Source organism: Paracoccus aminovorans (assembly GCF_001546115.1).
Lineage (GTDB): Bacteria > Pseudomonadota > Alphaproteobacteria > Rhodobacterales > Rhodobacteraceae > Paracoccus > Paracoccus aminovorans_B.
The window spans coordinates 43,394-61,344 of record NZ_KQ955210.1; the positions used below are offsets into that span (position 1 = coordinate 43,394).

Below are 17,951 nucleotides of genomic sequence, written 5' to 3' on the forward strand. Positions count from 1 at the left end.
ATGAACGGCAATCCCAGCGTCCAGGTCGTCGTGCTCAACTGGCGCACGCCAGAGATGTCCTTGCAGGCCGCCGAATCCGCCATGCGGGAACTGCAGGGGCTGGAGGGCGGCGTGACCATCGTCGACAATGATTCCGGCGACGGCAGTTTCGAGGCCTTGCAGGCCGGCGTGGCCGCGCGCGGCTGGCCGGCCGACCGGGTCGCGGTGGTGCAGTCGGGCTGGAACGGCGGCTATGGCGCCGGCAATAACCACGGCATCCGCCAGGGCCTGCCGGATGGGCGGCGGCCGGACCTGGTCTATCTGCTGAACTCGGACGCCATCGCGCAGCCGGGCGCGATCCGGGCGCTGGTCGATTACCTGGGTGCGCATCCCGAAGCCGGCATCGCCTGCTCGCGCCTGCGCGGCACCGACGACGTGCCGCACAGCACCGCCTTTCGCTTTCCCTCGGCGGCGGCCGAGTTCGAATCGGAAAGCCGCACCGGCCCGATCTCGCGCCTGCTGCGGCGCAAGATCGTGGCGCTGCCGCAGCCCGAGACATCGGGTCGCGTGGACTGGTCGGCGGGGGCGTCGATGATGATCCGCATGGACGTGCTGGACCGAATCGGCCTCTTCGACGAGGGGTTCTTCCTTTACTACGAGGAAACCGACCTGTGCCGCCGCGCGGCGCTGGCGGGCTGGCAGACGCATTACGTCGTCGAAAGCCTGGTGCTGCATATCGGTTCGGTCAGCACCGGCATGAAGGAATGGAAGCGCGCGCCGGATTACTGGTACGACTCGCGGCGTCGCTATTTCGAGAAACACCATGGGCGGTCGGGCGCGCTTTGGGCCACGATCGCGCATCTGGGGGGCGCGGGGCTGTTTCGCCTGCGCTGCCTGTTGTCGGGGCGCAGGCCGGATGGGCCCAAGGGTCATCTGTCGCATCTGACGCGCCACGCGCTTCGTTCGCAGCCAAAGCCCGTGCATGTTGAAAAGGGTAAGCCATGACGCAGTTTTCCGCGATTCTGGTGGGTAACGAATCTCTGATGCGCCACGCGGCCGAGACGCTGCTGGCGCGCGGCCATCGCATCGTCGCGGTGGTGACGCGCAATCCCGACCTGCGCGACTGGGCGATGGGTGCGGGGCTGCTGGTCGAGCACCAGGACGCGCCGGTGCCGGTGGGTGCACCGGCGGCGGACTGGCTGTTCAGCGTCGCCAACCTGTCGATCCTGCGCCCCGAGATGCTGGCGCGCGGAACGCGGGGCGCAATCAATTTCCACGACGGCCCACTGCCCCGGCTGGCGGGGCTGAACGCGCCGGTCTGGGCGATCATCGGCCAGGAGCCGCAGCACGGCATCACCTGGCACCTGATCGAAGGCGGCGTGGACGAAGGCGACATCCTGTCGCAGACCCTGTTCGACCTGCGCCCGGACGATACCGCATTGACGCTGAATGCACGCTGCTTTGCCCGCGGTGCCGAGAGCTTCGCCGATGTGGTGACCCAGCTGGAAGGGGCGGGGCCGCGGCGGGTGCAGCAGGATCTGGGGCTGCGCAGCTATGTCGGCCGCGACAAGCGGCCGGCGGCGGCGGGAATCATCGACTTTTCCCAGCCGGCCGGGCGGATCTGCGCGCTGGTGCGCGGCCTTGACCATGGCGGCTACTGGAACCCGCTGACCGAGGCCAAGGTCCGGCTGGAGGGTGGCCGGGTGCTGGCGGTGGAGGCCTCGGCCGGGACCGAGCCGGCGACGGCCGCGCCGGGCACGGTGCTGGCTCATCATGGCGACGTGGCGACCATTGCCGCCGGCGATGCGGCGGTCCGGCTGATCTTTCGCGGTGCATTGCCGCCGGTCGGCGCGGTGATCCCGGCGCTGCCGGCGGATGAGGCGGCGCGGCTGACCGATCTGGCTGCGCAGGCGGCGCGGCATGACGGCTGGTGGCGCAAGCGGCTGGCGGCGATGAACCCCGCGGTGCTGCCGGGCGAGGGCTCGGACACCCGCGCGCGGGTGGCGCTGCTGCCGGGCGCGGGGCCCGAGCGGATCGCGCTGGCCGCCGCGCTGCTGGCGCGGCTGGCGGGGCAGGCGGAATGCGACCTGGCGCTGCGGCCCGGGGGCCAGCCCGAGGCGGCGGGGATCGTTGCCGACTGGCAGCCGCTTTCGGTGGCGCCCGGCGGTGCGCAGTCCCTGGCCGAGCTGGGGGCCGCGATCTCGGGCCAGATCGCCGATCAGGCGAAACGCGGCTTCTTCCTGGCCGACCTGCTGCACCGCGCGCCGGAATTGCGCGAGGTGGCGGTGCCGGACTTGGCGATCAGCCTCGACGCGCGCGGCCCGGTCGCGGGCGCGGCGCTGACCGTGACCCTGACCGAGGCCGGCGCCTGGCTGGACCATGATCCGGCCCGCGTCTCGGCCGCGCAGGCGCAAAGGCTGGCCCGGGTTCTGGATGCCGGGCTGGCGCTGCCCGGAACGACGGCGCTGCGCGACATTCCCCTGATGGACACAGCCGAGCGCGAGGAACTGCTGGTTGCCCGCAATGCCACCCAGGCCGAGGTGCGGCTGGCCTGCATCCACCAGCTGATCGCCGAGAAGGCCGGCGAGGATCCGGATGCGCTGGCACTGGCCTTCGAGGATCACAGCCTGACCCGCGGCCAGCTGGACCGCGCCGCCAATGCGCTGGCCGAGAAGCTGGTGGCGATGGGCGTCGGTCCCGACCAGCCGGTCGGGTTGTTCGCGAAACGCTCGCCCGAGCTGGTGATCGGCGCGCTGGCGATCTGGAAGGCCGGCGGCGCCTATGTGCCCCTGGACCCGGATTATCCCGCCGACCGGATCGAGCTTTACATCCAAGATTCGGGCGCCCGCGTGGTGCTGGTCCAGGACGGCATGGCCGACCGGCTGCCCGCGCATGGCGCGCAGGTCGTGACCATTCCGGCCGACCTGCCGCATGGCATGGTCGCGGCGCCGGTCTCGTCCGTGGCGCCCCGGAACCTGGCCTATCTGATCTATACCTCGGGCTCGACCGGCCGGCCCAAGGGGGTGATGGTCGAGCATCGCAATGTCGCCAACTTCTTCGCAGGCATGGATGCGGTGATCCCGCATGCCGAGGGCGATGCCTGGCTGGCGGTGACCAGCCTGTCCTTCGACATTTCGGTGCTGGAGATTTTCTGGTCGCTGGCGCGTGGCCTGAAACTGGTGATCGCGGGCGAGGAATCGCGCCTGGCCGTGTCCAGAGCGCCGGCGCATCCGCGCGCCGAGGTGCAGGGCGGCATGGATTTCAGCCTGTTCTACTGGGGCAATGACGACGGGCCCGGGCCGCAGAAATACCGGCTGCTGCTGGAGGGCGCGCGCTTTGCCGACCAGAACGGCTTCGTCGCGGTCTATACGCCCGAGCGGCATTTCCACGCCTTTGGCGGACCCTATCCGAACCCGGCGGTATCCGGCGCCGCGGTGGCGGCGGTGACCAAGAACATCTCGGTCCGGGCCGGCAGCTGCGTGCTGCCGCTGCATCACCCCGCACGGGTGGCCGAGGAATGGGCGGTGATCGACAACCTGACCTCGGGACGGGCGGGGCTGGCCATCGCCTCGGGCTGGCAGCCGGACGATTTCGTGCTGCGCCCGGAAAACGCGCCGCCGAACAACAAGACGGCGCTGATCCAGGGCGTTGACCAGCTGCGCCGGCTGTGGCGCGGCGAAAAGGTCGACTTTCCGCGCGCCGGCGGCGGCACGTTCGGCGTGGTGACGCAGCCGCGCCCGGTGCAGAAGGAACTGCCGCTGTGGATGACGGTCGCCGGCAACCCGGAAACCTGGGTCGAGGCAGGGCGGCTGGGCATGAACGTGCTGACCCACCTCTTGGGCCAGAGCATCGACACGGTCGCGGCGCGGATCAAGGATTATCACGCGGCGCTGCGCGAGGCCGGCCACGACCCGGCGCATTTCACCGTCACGCTGATGCTGCACACCTGCCTGGCCGATGATCGCGAAACCGCGCGCGAGATCGCCCGCGAGCCGATGAAGAACTACCTGCGCAGCGCGGCGGCGCTGGTCAAGCAATATGCCTGGGATTTCCCGGCCTTCCGCAAGCCGGCGGGCATGACCAACCCGATGGCCATCGACCTGGGCACGCTCAGCGAGGACGAGCTGGACGGCATCCTGGAATTCGCCTTCCTGCGCTATTTCGAGGATTCGGGCCTGTTCGGGTCGATGGAGGATGCCATCGCCCGGGTCGAGCAGCTGAAGAGCATCGGCGTGGGCGAGGTGGCCTGCCTGATCGACTATGGCATCGCGCCGGACCAGGTCATGGCCGGTTTCCCGATGCTGGCCCGGCTGCGGGCGGCGGTCAATCCGGCCGATGTGGCGCTGGATCCGCGCGATTTCTCGATCGCGGCGCAGATCCGGCGCTGGAAGGTGACGCATCTGCAATGCACGCCCAGCATGGCGCGCATCCTGGTCTCGGACCCGCAGGTGGCGGCGGCCATGGCCGGGCTGAAATGCGTGATGGTCGGCGGCGAGGCGCTGCCGCCCTCGCTGCTCTCGGAGATCAAGGCGGTCACGCGGGCGCGGGTGCTGAACATGTATGGCCCGACCGAGACCACGATCTGGTCCACGGTGGCCGACCTGACCGACGCCGCCGAGGTGAGCCTGGGCCGGCCCATCGCCAATACCCAGCTTTACGTGCTGGACGGCGATCAGGTGCCGGTGCCTCCGGGGGCGCAGGGCGAGCTGTGGATCGGCGGCCATGGTGTCGCGCGCGGCTATTGGCAGCGCGAGGACCTGACCGCGGGCGCGTTCCGGCCCGATCCCTTCGTGCCGGCCGGGCGCGCCGCGCCCTGGGGCGCGCGCATGTATCGCACCGGCGACCTGGTGCGCTGGCGCGAGGATGGCGGGCTTGACTATATCGGCCGCGCCGATCACCAGATCAAGCTGCGCGGCTTCCGCATCGAACTGGGCGAGATCGAGGCGCGGCTGGCCGGCGAAGCCGGCGTGCGCGAGGCAGTGGCGCTGGTGCGCGAGGATGTTCCCGGCGACAAGCGGCTGGTCGGCTATGTCACCGGCGATGCCGGCCTGTCGGAAAAGGCGCTGCGCGAGGCGCTGCTGGCGCATCTGCCGGCCCACATGGTGCCGGGGCGGATCATCCGGCTGGAGAAGATGCCGCTGACGCCGAATCGCAAGATCGACCGCAAGCAGCTGCCGGTGCCGGGGGCGATTGTCGCGCCGCTGGTGGCGCCGGGGGCGGCCATCGTGGCCACCCCCGCCGCGGCGGCTGCCGCCGCGGCCGCGGCGCCGAGCGAGGATCTGGCCGCCGCCGTGCAGGCGCTGTGGGCCGAGACCCTGGGGGTCGAGCAGATCGGGCCGCGCGACAATTTCTTCGCGCTCGGCGGGCATTCTCTGCTGGCGATCCAGCTGCATCGCACCATGCGCGACCGGCTGGCGCTGCCGCGGCTGGGGGTGACGGACATCTTCCGCTTCCCGGTGCTGGCGGATTTCGTCAAGCATGTCGCGGGCCTGGTGCCGGCGAACCAGACTCCGGTGGCGCCGGTTTCTGCGGCCGCCGCCGCGCCGGTTGCCGTGCCCGAGCCGGCGGCCGCGGCCGGCGACGATGCCATGGCACGGCGCCGGGCGCTGCGGGCACAATTGCGCGGCGGGCATTGAGCGGCGCCGAGGCGCTGCGCAAGCTGGCGCTGGGCCTCATGCCCGCGGGCTATGCCTGCGCGGTGCTGCCGCTGACGCAGGAGCCCGCGCCGCTGCTGCCGGCCGAGGCCGAGGCCATGGCGCGCGCGGTGCCGAAACGCCGGCGCGAGTTCGCGCTGGGCCGGATGGCCTTGCGCGCGGCAATCCACGCGGCCGGGCACGACCTGCCCGCGGCGCGGCCCATCGCCATGCGGCCGGACCGCCAGCCCGACCTGCCGCCGGGCATCCGCGCCAGCCTGTCGCATAGCGGCGATTACTGCATCGCGGTCGCGGCCCCCGCCGGGGCGCCGGGGCCGGGGGTCGACCTGGAGCCTTGCGACCGCGCGCCGCCCGAGGGGTTGGGCGAGATGGTGATGCCCTGGCGCACCGCGGACGAGCTGCCGCCGCTGCTGGCCTTTTGTGCTAAGGAGGCGATGTTCAAGGCGCAATACCCGCTGACCGGCCGCATGCTGGATTTTCGCGACGTGCCGCTGGTGCTGCGCGGCCCGCGGTTTCGCGGCTGCCTGGGCGATCGGCTGATCGGCGGGCGCTGGGGCCGGGCGGCCGGCTGCTGGCTGGCGATCAGCCTGTGGAACGGCTGAAGCACTCGGCCAGAAGCCGCGCCGATTCCGCGATGTCATGCCGGGCGCAGACCCGTGCCCGGGCCGCGGCGCCCATGGCGGCAAGGCGCTCGGCCGGGGTTGCGGCGGCATCCAGCATGGTGACGGCCAGGGCCTCGGCATCGCCGGCGGGGACCAGCCAGCCCTCCTGGCCGGGCCGGACCAGTTCGGGGATGCCGGCGATATAGGTGGCGATGACGGGGCGGGCGCAGGCCATCGCCTCCATGATGACCACGGGCAGGCCCTCGGCAAAGCTGGGCGTGACCAGCGCATGGGCGGCATTCATCGCGGCGCGCACGCCGGCTTCGTCCTGCCAGCCCAGCAGGGTGACGGCCTGGCCCATGCCCTCGGCGGCGATCAGGCTTTCGATCTGGCCGCGCAATTCGCCATCGCCGACCAAAGACAGCCGCAGCGCCGGATCCTGGCGCCAGGCCAGGGCGAAGGCGCGGATCAGCAGGCCGAAACCCTTCTGCTCGGCAAAGCGGCCGACGGCGACCATGTGGAACGGGCCCGGGGGCAGGGGGGCCGGATCGGCCCAGCGCGCGAGGTCCAGCCCGCAATGCACCACCCGCAGCTTGGGCCAGTCGCCCGGGGCGGCCCAGCGATACATCTGCGAGCGGCCGTAACTGCTGACGGTGACGCAGAAATCCGCCAGCGCCAGCTTGCCGCCCAGGTCCAGCGAAAGGACATTGTCGAATTCCTCGGGGCCATGCACGGTGAAGCTGAAGGGCGGGCCGCCGAAGATCCGGGCATAGGCGGCGACGCGGGCCGAATTGGTGCCGAAATGCGCGTGGATATGGCGCAGATCCAGCGCCCGGGCGCGGGCGGCGACATAAGCGCCCTCGGCCATGTAGATCACCTGCCGCGCCAAGCTGGATTCGCCGGCCTTCGCGCGCTGCCGCGCCAGGCGCAGCGCCGCGCGCAGCTGTCCCGGCGCCTGGCGCGCGAGGCCCAGCAGCAGCCGCTTGCCGCCGGCATCCAGCACCCGCTCGGTCCGCTGATGTTCGGCCAGATCGGCCGGATCGCTCAGCGCCTGCGCGTCGCCGCGCATCGCCATGCGGTGGATGTCAAAGCCCCGCGCCTCGAGCGCGGCGATCTCGCGCCGGATGAAACTGTGCGAGGGACGGGGGTAGGTGTTGACCAGATAGCCGATTCGCAAGTGCCGTCCCTTCAAGAAAAAAAATCATATCGCCGCGGGAATCTTGCGGCATTTCGGCTGGATTATGCTGATTTTTAGTAAAGAATGAGCGGATATGCAGTAGTCAGCTTGCGCCAGACCAAAGTTTATCTGGCGATTCGGGTTTTATTTGGCACTATTGTGGCAGGAGAGCATGGAATTTTGTGGAGAAAACCCCTGATCGGGATTCTGACCATAGGCATCGCGGTGGCGCTGTTCAGCACGGGGGTCGGGGTCTGGGCTCTGGACCTGTCCTTCTGGGGCGGGCTGCTGCTGTATTCGGTCAGTGGAACCGCCGCCACGCTGTTCGTCGCATGGCGGCGCGCCAAATGTCTCGATCACCACGGCATGCAGCCCGGGCGGGGCTGATCCGTCTCAGTATCCGGTGCAGCGCAGAACCACGCCCACGGTCTTGGCGATGATGCCAAGATCGCCCGCCAGGCTGAGATCGGCCGCATAGCGCGCGTCGAAGGTGGCGCGGGCGGCGAAGGTGCTGTCGTTGCGATCCGAGATCTGCCACAGCCCGGTCACGCCCGGCCGCAGGTGATAGTAATCCGCGCCGGGGTAGAGCTGCGCCTGTTCCAGCATCATCGGCCGCGGGCCGACGACGCTCATGTCGCCGCGGAACACGTTCCACAGCTGCGGCAGCTCGTCCAGCGAGGTCTTGCGCAGGAAATGTCCGGTCTTGGTGATGCGCGGATCCTGCTTCAGCTTCTGGGTCGAATCCCACTCGGCCTTGGCTTCGGGGTTCGCGGCCAGATATTCGGCCAGGCGCAGGTCGGCGTCCTCGACCATGGTGCGCAGCTTCCACAGCCGGAAGCTGCGGCCCGAGCGGCCGACGCGCAGCTGCGTGTAAAAAGGCTTGTCGCCGTTCCACAGGATCACGACCGCCAGCAGGAGCACCAGCGGCAATACGATCGGCGCCGCCAGCAGCACCGAGGTGATGTCCAGCGGGCGCTTCAAAAAGCGTGCATAAAATGAACTGATCCCCGTGGGCTCTGCAATGGCCGCGCTGTTGGGGGAGGCTTGCAGCACCGAATCAATCGACTCGATATGGAAATCTGCACTGTGCCGCATGATAAACCCGTCCTAATCACTACAAGCGGCAGTATAGCCTTGCATTTTAATAAAACTAGAACGAAACAGCCGACTGACGAAAAGTATAGGTTTGTTTATTTTCAATGGCTTGCGGCAGATTTTCCGGTGGTCTCGCGCGCCTTCCCTCGGGTCAACTTTCCTTAGCGTTTCATAAGGTTTTAAGCGCCTCACAACAGGAACGCGGATAAACTCTTTCATCGGCAACTGGGGGTTGAAAATGATGGTGCGTTCAATTCCTTCATGCCATATTCGGTTTGTCCAATATAGCAACCCTCGGTTGAATAATGCCTGGTTTGTTTCAATTTCTGCTCGAAGGGGTTTCGGCGCTCTACATCGGCCACAGCCTGGTCAGCCCGACCGTGCCGGGGATGATGCAGCAATTGCTGGGTCGGCCGGTCGAGATGCAGATCCTGAACGGCGCCCCGTTGCAGCTGCAATGGACCGAGTCGCGCCATGCCCAGGGGGTCGACGCGCGCGCCTGGCTGCCCGATCATCCCGTCGACACGCTGGTCCTGACCGAACGGGTGCCGCTGGGGCCGGCGATGGAATATCACGACAGCGCCGGCTATGCCGCCCGCTGGCTGGACCTGGCACGGCAGGGCAATCCCGAGGTGCAGCCCTGGCTCTACCAGACCTGGGATTATATCGAGCCCGGCTCGACCCGGCCCTGGCGCGACCGCATTCTGGCGGACCTGCCGAAATGGCAGCAGATCCTGGCCGAGGTCAATCGCGACCGACCGGCGGGCGCCCAACCGATGCGGCTGATCCCGGCCGGGCTGGGCATGGTGCGGCTGCATGACGCCGTCGCGGCGGGACAGGTGCCGGGCGCGCGCTCGATCCGCGATTTCTTCCGCGACGACATCCACCCGACCGAGGCGGGCGGCTTCTATTACATCGCCATGATCCACTATGCCGCGCTGACCGGCAAAAGCCCGGTCGGGCTGACCAACCAGATTCCGGGCGGCGGCGGACCTTATCCCGAGGTGCCGCGGGCCCAGGCCGAGGTCTTGCAGCGCCTGGCTTGGGAGACGGTGCAGGCGTTTCGCGACTAGCGGCCGCGCGCCCAGCCCTGCCGGTTGCGGCCCAGCCGCACGGCCAGGGCGACGGCGGCATAGGCGGCGAAGCCCAGCGGATCGGCGGCCGCCAGCCGCAAAAGCTCGCCGCGACCGGGCCGGACATGGCCCTGGCGGGCGGGCAGGTCGGGAAACCGCCGGGCGATCTCGGCCACGCCCATGTCCTGGCGGCGCCGCACCCGGACCAGCGGCGAAAAGCCCTCGACCAGCGGCCATTGATAGGGCTCGTCGACCAGGAACCGCTCGGATTCCGCGAATTGCAGCCGGGCGAAGGTGTCGTCCGAGATGATCTGCGGGAACTCCCCCCAGCGCGCCCGGCCGGCCGCGTTCACCGCGAAAAGCCCGGCGCCGGTGACGCCCTGGGCGACGAAGGGCAGCTTCTGCCAGAACCGCGCATAGGCGCGCGACACCGGGCTGCGCGCCGGTGCCACCACCAGCCGGCCGCCGGCATAGCGCGGCTCGGCCACGTCCAGGACGCGCATGATGCCCGACAGCAGCCGCGGCCCCATGTGGATGTCGGCGTCCAGATAGAGCCGCACCCCCGCTGGCCCGGCGCAGGCGTCGCCATGGTTCAGCGCGCCGATCTTGCCGCCCTGGGCCAGCTCCTCGACCCGCAGCGACCAGCCGCGCGCGGCGCATTGCGGCGCCCGGGCGCGGGCGCGGGCGGCAGTGTCGTCGCTGCAGCCATTGGCCACGACCACGACGGCCACCGGGCCGGCATGGTCCTGGGCCAGCAGGTGGTCCAGGCAGGCGTCGATGTAATCCGCCTCGTCATGGGCGGGCAGGATGATGGTGCAGGGCGTCATCGGGCTCGTGTCAGGGTTGCTGCCGCCTTGATTCGGGGGCAGGGGCGGCCTTGGCGCCGGGTGCGGCGCGGCGGGGGTGATGCCGCGCTGCGGCATGGGCTGTCCAAAAGGTCAGGCTTGGCCGCGAAATGCGGCGCATTGTCGTGATCCGGCGTGTTTTCGGTTGTGGCCTTCATGGCGCGGACGCTACCATGCCGCTGCCATGAAAGTCACGGCAGGCGGCACAGCCAGGAGCGGCCGCGTTCCACCAGAGGCAGAGGGGCCACAGGTTTGAAGCCCGCGACAGGAAACAGCCCGGACAGGACGCCGGAAGACGAGGCTTGGTCCGACGCGCGCGGCAAGGTCTCGAGCCGGTTCGTCCGGCGCGAGGCGGCGCTGGCGGCCTCGGACGCGAAACATGCCCGCATCATCGCGCAGCGCTTTTCGCTGCTGCGCACCCGCATCCTGCAAGAGATGCGCAGCCGCGGCTGGAGCAAGCTCGCCGTGGTGCCGGTGACGCCGGGCGCCGGCGGCACCTATGTCGCGGTGCATCTGGCGCTGGCCCTGGCGCGCCAGCCGCACACCAAGGTGGCGCTGCTCGACCTGGACCTGGGCACGCCCAGCGTGGCGCGGGAACTGGGCGTGCCCGGCTGCGGCGCCCTGGCGCCGGTGCTGCGTGACAGCGGCGAACTCGACATGCTGCTGTCGCGGGTGGACGAGGCGCCGAACTTGGCCGTGCTGGCGCCCGAACGCGCCGAGCCCGGCGCCGCCGAGCTGTTGCAGGACGAGACGCTGGTCCAGGCCATGCAGCGCCTGCACGACCGCCACCCGGCCGAGATGGTGATCCTGGACACCGCGCCGCTTCTGGGCGAGGACGCGGCCCTGGCCGCGCTGCCGCTGGCCGATGCGCTGCTGCTGGTCGCCGACGGCCGCAAGGGCACCGCCGCCCATATGACCGAGGCCGAGCGGCTGCTGGTCGGCATGCCGCCCGTGATGGGCGTGGTGCTGAACAAATCCGAAGATTGATTTCATGAGTTTGCTTTAAGGGTTCAGGATTTTGGGACCGATTCAATCCTTGCAGGATCTGATCTCGATGGTCTGGCGGCGGTTGCCGCTGGTCATGACGATCATGGTCCTGGGCGTGCTGGTGTCGTTCTATCTGATCGTCTCCTCGCCGCGGGTCTACCAGGCTTCGGCGGTGATCCAGCTCGACATGCCGGCGGTGATGGACCAGGGCGCCGACAGCTCGCTGCCCGCCTCGCGCCGGGTGCAGCTGATCGAGCAGCGGCTGATGGCGCGCGCCAACCTGCGCGACGTGATCCAGCGGCTGGGGCTTTTCGCCGACACGCCCGGCCTCAGCGAGACGGAAAAGCTGGTGGCGCTGCGCAACTCGACCCGGATCGAAAGCATCACCGCGCCCGGCGTCTCGGTCGATTCCCGGCTGGCGCTGGCCGCCATCGTCATCACCTCGCAGGCCGAGACGGCCAACATGGCCGCCGCCATCGCCAATGACTTCGCCGACAGCGTCGTCAACCGCGACCGCGAGAACCGCAAGGCCCGCATCCTGGAATCGCAGGACTACCTGCGCGGCGAGGAGGCGCGGCTGAACGAGCAGCTTTCGGCGCAGGAGCGCAAGGTCGTCGAATACAGCGCCCGCAACGAGGACGCGCTGCCCAGCTCGCAGACCTTCCTGCAAACCGAACTCGCCCAGCTGAGCGAGATGGAAACCACGCTGAACAGCAGCATCATGGACCTGCAACGCGAGCGGCTGTCGCTCGAGGCGGGCGCCGGCGCCGATGCCCGGCCCTCGGCCTCGCTGGTGCAGCAGATCCGCTCGGCCGAGATCGAACTGGCGCAGGCCCGGCGCACGCTGGCCGCCGACCACCCCGAGATCAAGCGGCTGGAGGACAACCTGCAGCGGTTGAACAGCGGCGGCGGCTCGGGCGGCTCGGACGTGGTGCGCCGCCAGGCCGAGCTGATCGACGCGCAATTGCAGCAGCTGAACCAGCAGAAGGCCGGTTTCGAGGCCCGCCGCATCGAGATCGACCGCGCCCGCGCCCGCGTGCCGCAGGTCACGCGCGAGCTCGAGGCGATGCAGCGCGAGCAGCGCCGCCTGCAGGACCGCTATAACGAGATCTCGCGCCAGTTGGCGCAGGTCGAGACCCAGCAGCAGCTGATGGAAAACGACCAGACCGAACGCTTCGTGCTGCTGGAGCGCGCCCTGCCGCCGGAATATCCGGCGCTGTCGAACCGCAAGAAAAGCGCGGTGATGGGCGTCGGCGGCAGCTTCGCGCTGGCGATGATGGTGGCCTTCGTGCTGGAACTGCTGAACCCGGTGCTGCGCCGCACCACGCAATTCGCCCGCGCCACCGGCACCCGGCCGGTGATCGCGCTGCCCTATCGGCTGTCGCCCGAAGACCTGCACGCCCGCCGGCTGCGGCAGGTCTATCTGGTCGTGCTGCTGGTCGTGGGCGCGCTGGTGGCGCTGTGGCTGCTGGGCAAGATCCCCGGCCTGCCCTCGCCGGGCGTCGTGCCGACGCCGACCGACGGGATGGGCTGATGAGCGACGCCACCACCTCCGAACCGGCGCGCAAGACGCTGGCCTCGCGCGCCCTGGGCAGCAGCGCCTGGTCCATGGCCAATTTCGGCCTGGGCCAGATCATGCGGCTGGGCTCGAACCTGATCCTGACCCGCATCCTCAGCCCGGACGATTTCGGGTTGATGGCGCTGGTCACCAGCTTCCTGATCGGGCTCAGCATGTTCAGCGACATGGGTTTCGGCCCGTCGATCATGCAAAGCAAGCGCGGCGACGATCCGGATTTCCTGGACACGATCTGGACGCTGAAGATCCTGCGCGGCTTCCTGATCTTCGCCGCCGCCATGGCCATGGCCTGGCCGCTGTCGCTGTTCTACGACGCACCGCTGTTCGGCTGGGTGTTCCCGGTCGCGGCCACCTCGATGATCGTGGGCGGCTTCCTGCCCACCCGCATCGACAGCGCCGCCCGCCACCTGCAGCTGGGCCGGCTGACGGTGATCGAGCTTGGCAACCAGCTGATCGGCATCCTGATCACCATCGCGGCGGCGCTGATCCTGAATTCGGTCTGGGCGCTGGTCTGGGGCAATGTGCTGGGCGCCTTCGCGCAGCTTGTGATGTTCCGCCTGTTCCTGCCCGGTCACCGCAACCGCTTCCGGCTGGAGCCCGAGGCCCGCGCCGAGGTGATGCATTTCGGCAAGTGGATCTTCTTCAGCACCATCTGCGGCTTCCTGCTGTTCCAGGGCGACCGCATCATCCTGGGCCGGGTGCTGACGCTGCACCAGCTCGGCATCTACAACATCGGCCTGTTTCTGGCGACGGTGCCGATCATGCTGGGCAATTCCATCGCCAGCCGGCTGTTCATCCCGATGTATCGCCAGCACCCGCCGGCCGAGAGCCACGAGAACGCGCGCATCCTGGCCCGCACCCGCGCCGGTCTGTCCGCGCTCTTGCTGGTCGCGGCGGTGGTGCTGGCCTGGGCCGGGCCGCCGCTGGTCGGGCTGCTTTACGACCCGCGCTATGCGGCGGCGGGCGGCATCCTGGTGGCCATCGCCTGTATCCAGATGCTGCAGGTGATCCCGATCAGCTATGAATTCTCGGCGCTGGCCGCCGGGGATTCGCGCGGCTTCTTCGTAATGCAGTCGCTGCGGGCGGCGATCTATTTCACGCTGGTCGCGACCGGGGCCTGGTTCTACGGCCTGCCGGGACTGCTGGTCGGGCAGGGGCTGTCGCAGATCCTGTGCTATCCGGTCACGGTCTGGCTGGCGCGCCGGCACGGCTGCTGGGATCCGCGCCATGACGCCATCGCGGCGCTGGTCGCGCTGACGGCCATCGCGGCGGCGCTGACCGGGCACCAGCATACCATCGCGGCTGCCCTGCATCCCTAGGATCAGCTTCAAGCACTTTACCCCTTCCGGTCGCCGCGGCCCGGGCGCTATGGCATAGGTCACGCCACGAGGAGGACCGGATGAGCGACGACAACACCCCGCGCAAGTCCCGCATCACGCGGGAAGAGGCTCTGGCCTATCACCTGGAGCCCCGGCCGGGCAAATACGACATCGTGGCCTCGACCCCGATGGCGACCCAGCGCGACCTGTCGCTTGCCTATTCCCCGGGCGTCGCCGTGCCGGTCGAGGCCATCGCCGAACGGCCCGAGACCGCCTATGACTATACCGTCAAGGGCAACATGGTCGCGGTGATCTCGAACGGCACCGCGATCCTGGGGCTGGGGAACCTGGGCGCGCTGGCCTCGAAGCCGGTGATGGAGGGCAAGGCGGTGCTGTTCAAGCGCTTCGCCGACGTGAACGCCATCGACATCGAGCTGGACACCGAGGACCCGGATCAGATCATCAATGCCGTGCGGCTGATGGGTCCGACCTTCGGCGGCATCAACCTTGAAGACATCAAGGCGCCGGAATGCTTCATCATCGAGCAGCGCCTGAAGGAGCTGATGGACATCCCGGTGTTCCATGACGACCAGCACGGCACGGCGGTGATCTGCGCTGCGGGCCTGCTGAATGCGCTGGAACTGTCGGGCAAGAAGATCGAGGACGTGCGCATCGTCCTGAACGGCGCCGGCGCGGCGGGCATCGCCTGCCTGGAACTGCTGAAATCCATGGGCGCGCGGCATGAGAACTGCATCATGTGCGACACCAAGGGCGTGATCTGGCAGGGCCGCACCGAGGGCATGAACCAGTGGAAATCGGCCCATGCGGTCGTGACCGAGGCCCGGACGCTGGAAGACGCGATGAAGGGCGCCGACGTGTTCCTGGGCGTCTCGGCCAAGGGGGCGGTGACGCAGGACATGGTGGCCTCGATGGCCGAGAACCCGGTCATCTTTGCCATGGCGAACCCCGACCCCGAGATCACCCCGGAAGAGGCGCATGCCGTCCGCCCAGACGCCATCGTCGCCACCGGCCGCTCGGACTATCCGAACCAGGTCAACAACGTCCTGGGCTTTCCCTATCTGTTCCGCGGCGCGCTGGACATCCACGCCCGCGCCATCAACGACGAGATGAAGATCGCCTGCGCCGAGGCCCTGGCGAAGCTCGCGCGCGAGGATGTGCCGGACGAGGTCGCCGTGGCCTATGGCCGCAAGCTGCAATTCGGCCGCGACTACATCATCCCGACGCCCTTCGACCCGCGGCTGATCCACGTCATTCCGCCGGCGGTGGCCAAGGCCGGCATGGACACCGGTGTTGCCCGCCGCCCGATCATCGACATGGAGGGCTATGTCCAGTCGCTGAAGGCGCGCATGGACCCGACCGCCGCCATCCTGCAAGGCATCCATGCCCGCGCCCGCCAGGCCCAGGCCCGGATGATCTTTGCCGAAGGCGACGACCCGCGCGTGCTGCGTGCCGCCGTCGCCTGGCAGCGCGGCGGCATGGGCCAGTCCATCGTCGTCGGGCGCGAGGCCGATGTGAAGGAAAAGCTGGACGCCGCCGGCCTGGGCGACGCCGCGCGCGAGATCACCGTGGTCAATGCCGGCAATTCGCGTCATCTCGACCAGTATCACGAGACGCTCTATGCCCGGTTGCAGCGCAAGGGCTATGACCGCGAGGATGCGGCCAAGCTCGCGAACCGCGACCGGCATGTCTTTGCCGCGCTGATGCTGGCGCATGGCCATGGCGACGGACTGGTGACCGGCGCCACGCGCAAGAACGCGCATGTGCTGGCGCAGATCGGCATGGTCTATGACGTGACCCCGGCGGCGGGCGCGGTCGGCATCACCACGGTCCTGCACAACGGCCGCGTGATCCTGATCGGCGACACGCTGGTCCACGAATGGCCCGAGGCCGAGGATCTGGCCGATATCGCCACCCGCGGCGCCCATGTCGCGCGCGGCCTGGGCATCGAGCCGCGCGTGGCTTTCCTGTCCTTCTCGAACTTCGGCTATCCGGTCAGCGAGCGCGCGGTGAAGATGGCCCATGCGACCGAGGTGCTGGACGCCCGCAAGGTCGATTTCGAATATGAGGGCGAGATGACCGTGGACGTGGCGCTGAACCCGTCGCAGGCGGCGAAATACCCGTTCTCGCGCCTGACCGGCCCGGCGAACGTGCTGGTGGTGCCGGCGCGGCACTCGGCCTCGATCTCGGTGAAGCTGTTGCAGGAAATGGCCGGCGCCACGGTGGTCGGCCCGATCCTGACCGGCGTGCCCGAGCCGATCCAGATCTGCTCGACCGGCTCGACCGTGAACGACATCCTGAACATGGCGGCCATCGCGGCGGGAAGGCTGGGGCAGGTGAAGTAACCAGCCCGGGCCGGCCGGCGCTTTCAGGCGAACAGGAAATCCTGCGCCGTCAGCAGGTGGTGGTCGATGTTCGACAGCACGATCACCACATTGCCGAAGCTGATCCGCGCATCGGTGCCCAGGTCGGTGATGCGCAGGTCGGCAAAGCGCTCGGCCCCGGATTCGATGACGATGCGGTCCTGGCCATCGACGAAGTCCAGGATCCGGTCGATGCCGTCGCCTCTGGCGAAGACGAAGCTGTCGGCTCCCGGGCCGCCGTGCAGCGTGTCATTGCCCAGGCCGCCGCGCAGCCGGTCGGCGCCGGCCTGGCCGAACAGGCGGTCATGGCCGCCCATCCCGGCGATCCGGTCGTTTCCCGCACCGGAGGTCAGGGTATTGGCCAGCGCATTGCCGGTCAGGATGTCGTTGCCGGCGCCGGTCAGCACGTTCTCGATATTGCGGATGGTGTCGAGGCCGAAGCCCGTCGCCTGCGGCCCGCTCGGCCCCAGGTTCACCCGCACGGGCCCGGCGCCGGAAAACCGCAGCGTGTCGACTCCGGCGCCGCCGTCCAGCGTGTCACGGCCCTGGCCGCCCTCCAGCGTATCCGCCCCGGCTGCGCCGAACAGCAGGTTGCTGCCGCCGTTGCCGACGATCAGATTGGCCAGGCCGTTGCCGGTGCCGTTGGTCGCGCCATGGCCCAGCAGCACCAGGTTTTCCAGCCTGGCGCCCAGCGTCCAGCTGATCCAGCTTTGCACCTGGTCGGGCGGATTGGGGTCGGTGCCGTAGCGGGGCGCATAGTTTTCGCGGATCTGGTCCAGCGTGGAATCCACCACATAGACATCGCCGCCTGCGCCGCCCGCCATGCTGTCCCTGCCGCTGCCGCCATCCAGGCGGCTGCCCTGGTTGCCGCCGGTCAGCAGGTCGTTGCCGGCCCCGCCGCGCAGCACGTTCCCGGTGCCCTGCCAAGCGCGCAGCAGGTCGTCGCCCAGACCGCCGTCCAGCAGATTGGTCGCGGCGCCGCCCTCCAGCGTGTCGCGACCGGCACCGCCGTAAAGCGCGTTCGGGTTCAGGAAGCTGCCGGTCAATATGTCATTGCCGGCCAGGCCGTTGATGACGATGGTCTCGCGATAGGGGAAGGTGCTCTCGGCCCGCAGCCGGTCGTTGCCGGCGGTGCCGTTAATGAAGATCGTCATGAAATGCCTGTCGGAATGAATGTCTCATCCCGAACCTAGGTGGTGTTGACAAAAGGGATTCACAGGGTGGCCTGATCGTGATTCAAGCTGGTACCTGCAATGGAGACCA

At 69.0% G+C, this 17,951-nt stretch carries 13 protein-coding genes; 9 read left to right on the forward strand and 4 right to left on the reverse strand.

Going from position 1 to position 17,951, the window contains the following annotated elements:
* From ASV56_RS18030 to ASV56_RS18040, 3 genes are read left to right on the forward strand one after another with little or no spacing between them, the layout of a single operon-like run.
* Entirely contained in the window at positions 1 to 984 is a 984-nt protein-coding gene (locus tag ASV56_RS18030; protein WP_062563404.1) for a glycosyltransferase family 2 protein, read from the forward strand.
* Positions 981 to 5,615 (forward strand): MupA/Atu3671 family FMN-dependent luciferase-like monooxygenase, encoded by a 4,635-nt coding sequence (locus ASV56_RS18035; RefSeq protein ID WP_062563405.1) that lies wholly within the window; start codon positions 981 to 983, stop codon positions 5,613 to 5,615. Before ASV56_RS18030 ends, ASV56_RS18035 begins: the two co-directional genes overlap by 4 nt.
* Entirely contained in the window at positions 5,612 to 6,235 is a 624-nt protein-coding gene (locus tag ASV56_RS18040; RefSeq protein ID WP_062563406.1) for a 4'-phosphopantetheinyl transferase family protein, read from the forward strand. The genes ASV56_RS18035 and ASV56_RS18040 overlap by 4 nt, the downstream gene beginning before the upstream one ends.
* Here ASV56_RS18040 and ASV56_RS18045 read toward each other — a convergent pair.
* Positions 6,216 to 7,412 (reverse strand): glycosyltransferase, encoded by a 1,197-nt coding sequence (locus tag ASV56_RS18045; protein WP_062563407.1) that lies wholly within the window; start codon positions 7,410 to 7,412, stop codon positions 6,216 to 6,218. The genes ASV56_RS18040 and ASV56_RS18045 overlap by 20 nt on opposite strands.
* 108 nt (positions 7,413 to 7,520) lie before the next feature.
* Here ASV56_RS18045 and ASV56_RS18050 point away from each other — a divergent pair, with 108 nt between their 5' ends.
* Positions 7,521 to 7,799: a hypothetical protein gene (locus tag ASV56_RS18050; RefSeq protein ID WP_253880156.1), complete on the forward strand. Its 279-nt coding sequence runs from the start codon at positions 7,521 to 7,523 to the stop codon at positions 7,797 to 7,799.
* A 6-nt stretch (positions 7,800 to 7,805) separates the two neighbouring features.
* Here ASV56_RS18050 and ASV56_RS18055 read toward each other — a convergent pair whose 3' ends face one another.
* Positions 7,806 to 8,507 carry a sugar transferase gene (locus ASV56_RS18055; protein WP_062563409.1) on the reverse strand — a complete coding sequence of 234 codons (702 nt, stop codon included), beginning with the start codon at positions 8,505 to 8,507 and terminating at the stop codon, positions 7,806 to 7,808.
* A 305-nt stretch (positions 8,508 to 8,812) separates the two neighbouring features.
* Between ASV56_RS18055 and ASV56_RS18060 the strand changes: the two genes are divergently transcribed.
* Entirely contained in the window at positions 8,813 to 9,580 is a 768-nt protein-coding gene (locus ASV56_RS18060) for a hypothetical protein (RefSeq protein ID WP_062563410.1), read from the forward strand.
* Here the strand turns inward: ASV56_RS18060 and ASV56_RS18065 are convergent.
* Positions 9,577 to 10,407: a glycosyltransferase gene (locus tag ASV56_RS18065; protein WP_062563411.1), complete on the reverse strand. Its 831-nt coding sequence runs from the start codon at positions 10,405 to 10,407 to the stop codon at positions 9,577 to 9,579. The genes ASV56_RS18060 and ASV56_RS18065 overlap by 4 nt on opposite strands.
* A 270-nt stretch (positions 10,408 to 10,677) precedes the next feature.
* On the opposite strand from ASV56_RS18065, the gene ASV56_RS18070 reads away from it, so the two are divergent.
* The 4 genes from ASV56_RS18070 (at position 10,678) to ASV56_RS18085 (ending at position 16,670) form a co-directional block, all read left to right on the forward strand.
* Complete coding sequence (locus ASV56_RS18070; protein ID WP_062563412.1) at positions 10,678 to 11,412, forward strand: P-loop NTPase family protein; 735 nt, start codon at positions 10,678 to 10,680, stop codon at positions 11,410 to 11,412.
* A gap of 31 nt (positions 11,413 to 11,443) precedes the next feature.
* Complete coding sequence (locus tag ASV56_RS18075) at positions 11,444 to 12,946, forward strand: GumC family protein (protein ID WP_253880158.1); 1,503 nt, start codon at positions 11,444 to 11,446, stop codon at positions 12,944 to 12,946.
* The gene (locus ASV56_RS18080) at positions 12,946 to 14,307 is read left to right on the forward strand and encodes an oligosaccharide flippase family protein (protein ID WP_062563413.1); all 1,362 of its coding nucleotides are present in this window, start codon (positions 12,946 to 12,948) and stop codon (positions 14,305 to 14,307) included. The genes ASV56_RS18075 and ASV56_RS18080 overlap by 1 nt, the downstream gene beginning before the upstream one ends.
* Before the next feature lie 80 nt (positions 14,308 to 14,387).
* The gene (locus ASV56_RS18085; RefSeq protein WP_062563414.1) at positions 14,388 to 16,670 is read left to right on the forward strand and encodes an NADP-dependent malic enzyme; all 2,283 of its coding nucleotides are present in this window, start codon (positions 14,388 to 14,390) and stop codon (positions 16,668 to 16,670) included.
* Between the two features lie 23 nt (positions 16,671 to 16,693).
* Here the strand turns inward: ASV56_RS18085 and ASV56_RS18090 are convergent, their stop codons facing one another.
* Positions 16,694 to 17,842, reverse strand: a complete 1,149-nt coding sequence (locus tag ASV56_RS18090) for a calcium-binding protein (RefSeq protein ID WP_062563415.1) — start codon at positions 17,840 to 17,842, stop codon at positions 16,694 to 16,696.
* Between the last annotated feature and the right edge of the window lie 109 nt (positions 17,843 to 17,951).

Coding starts and splice junctions, on each gene's coding strand:
- ASV56_RS18090 (WP_062563415.1), bottom strand. CDS start 17,842: ATGACGATCTTCATTAACGGCACCGCCGGCAACGACCGGCTGCGGGCC.
- ASV56_RS18035 (WP_062563405.1), top strand. CDS start 981: ATGACGCAGTTTTCCGCGATTCTGGTGGGTAACGAATCTCTGATGCGC.
- ASV56_RS18065 (WP_062563411.1), bottom strand. CDS start 10,407: ATGACGCCCTGCACCATCATCCTGCCCGCCCATGACGAGGCGGATTAC.
- ASV56_RS18080 (WP_062563413.1), top strand. CDS start 12,946: ATGAGCGACGCCACCACCTCCGAACCGGCGCGCAAGACGCTGGCCTCG.
- ASV56_RS18085 (WP_062563414.1), top strand. CDS start 14,388: ATGAGCGACGACAACACCCCGCGCAAGTCCCGCATCACGCGGGAAGAG.
- ASV56_RS18030 (WP_062563404.1), top strand. CDS start 1: ATGAACGGCAATCCCAGCGTCCAGGTCGTCGTGCTCAACTGGCGCACG.
- ASV56_RS18055 (WP_062563409.1), bottom strand. CDS start 8,507: ATGCGGCACAGTGCAGATTTCCATATCGAGTCGATTGATTCGGTGCTG.
- ASV56_RS18060 (WP_062563410.1), top strand. CDS start 8,813: ATGCCTGGTTTGTTTCAATTTCTGCTCGAAGGGGTTTCGGCGCTCTAC.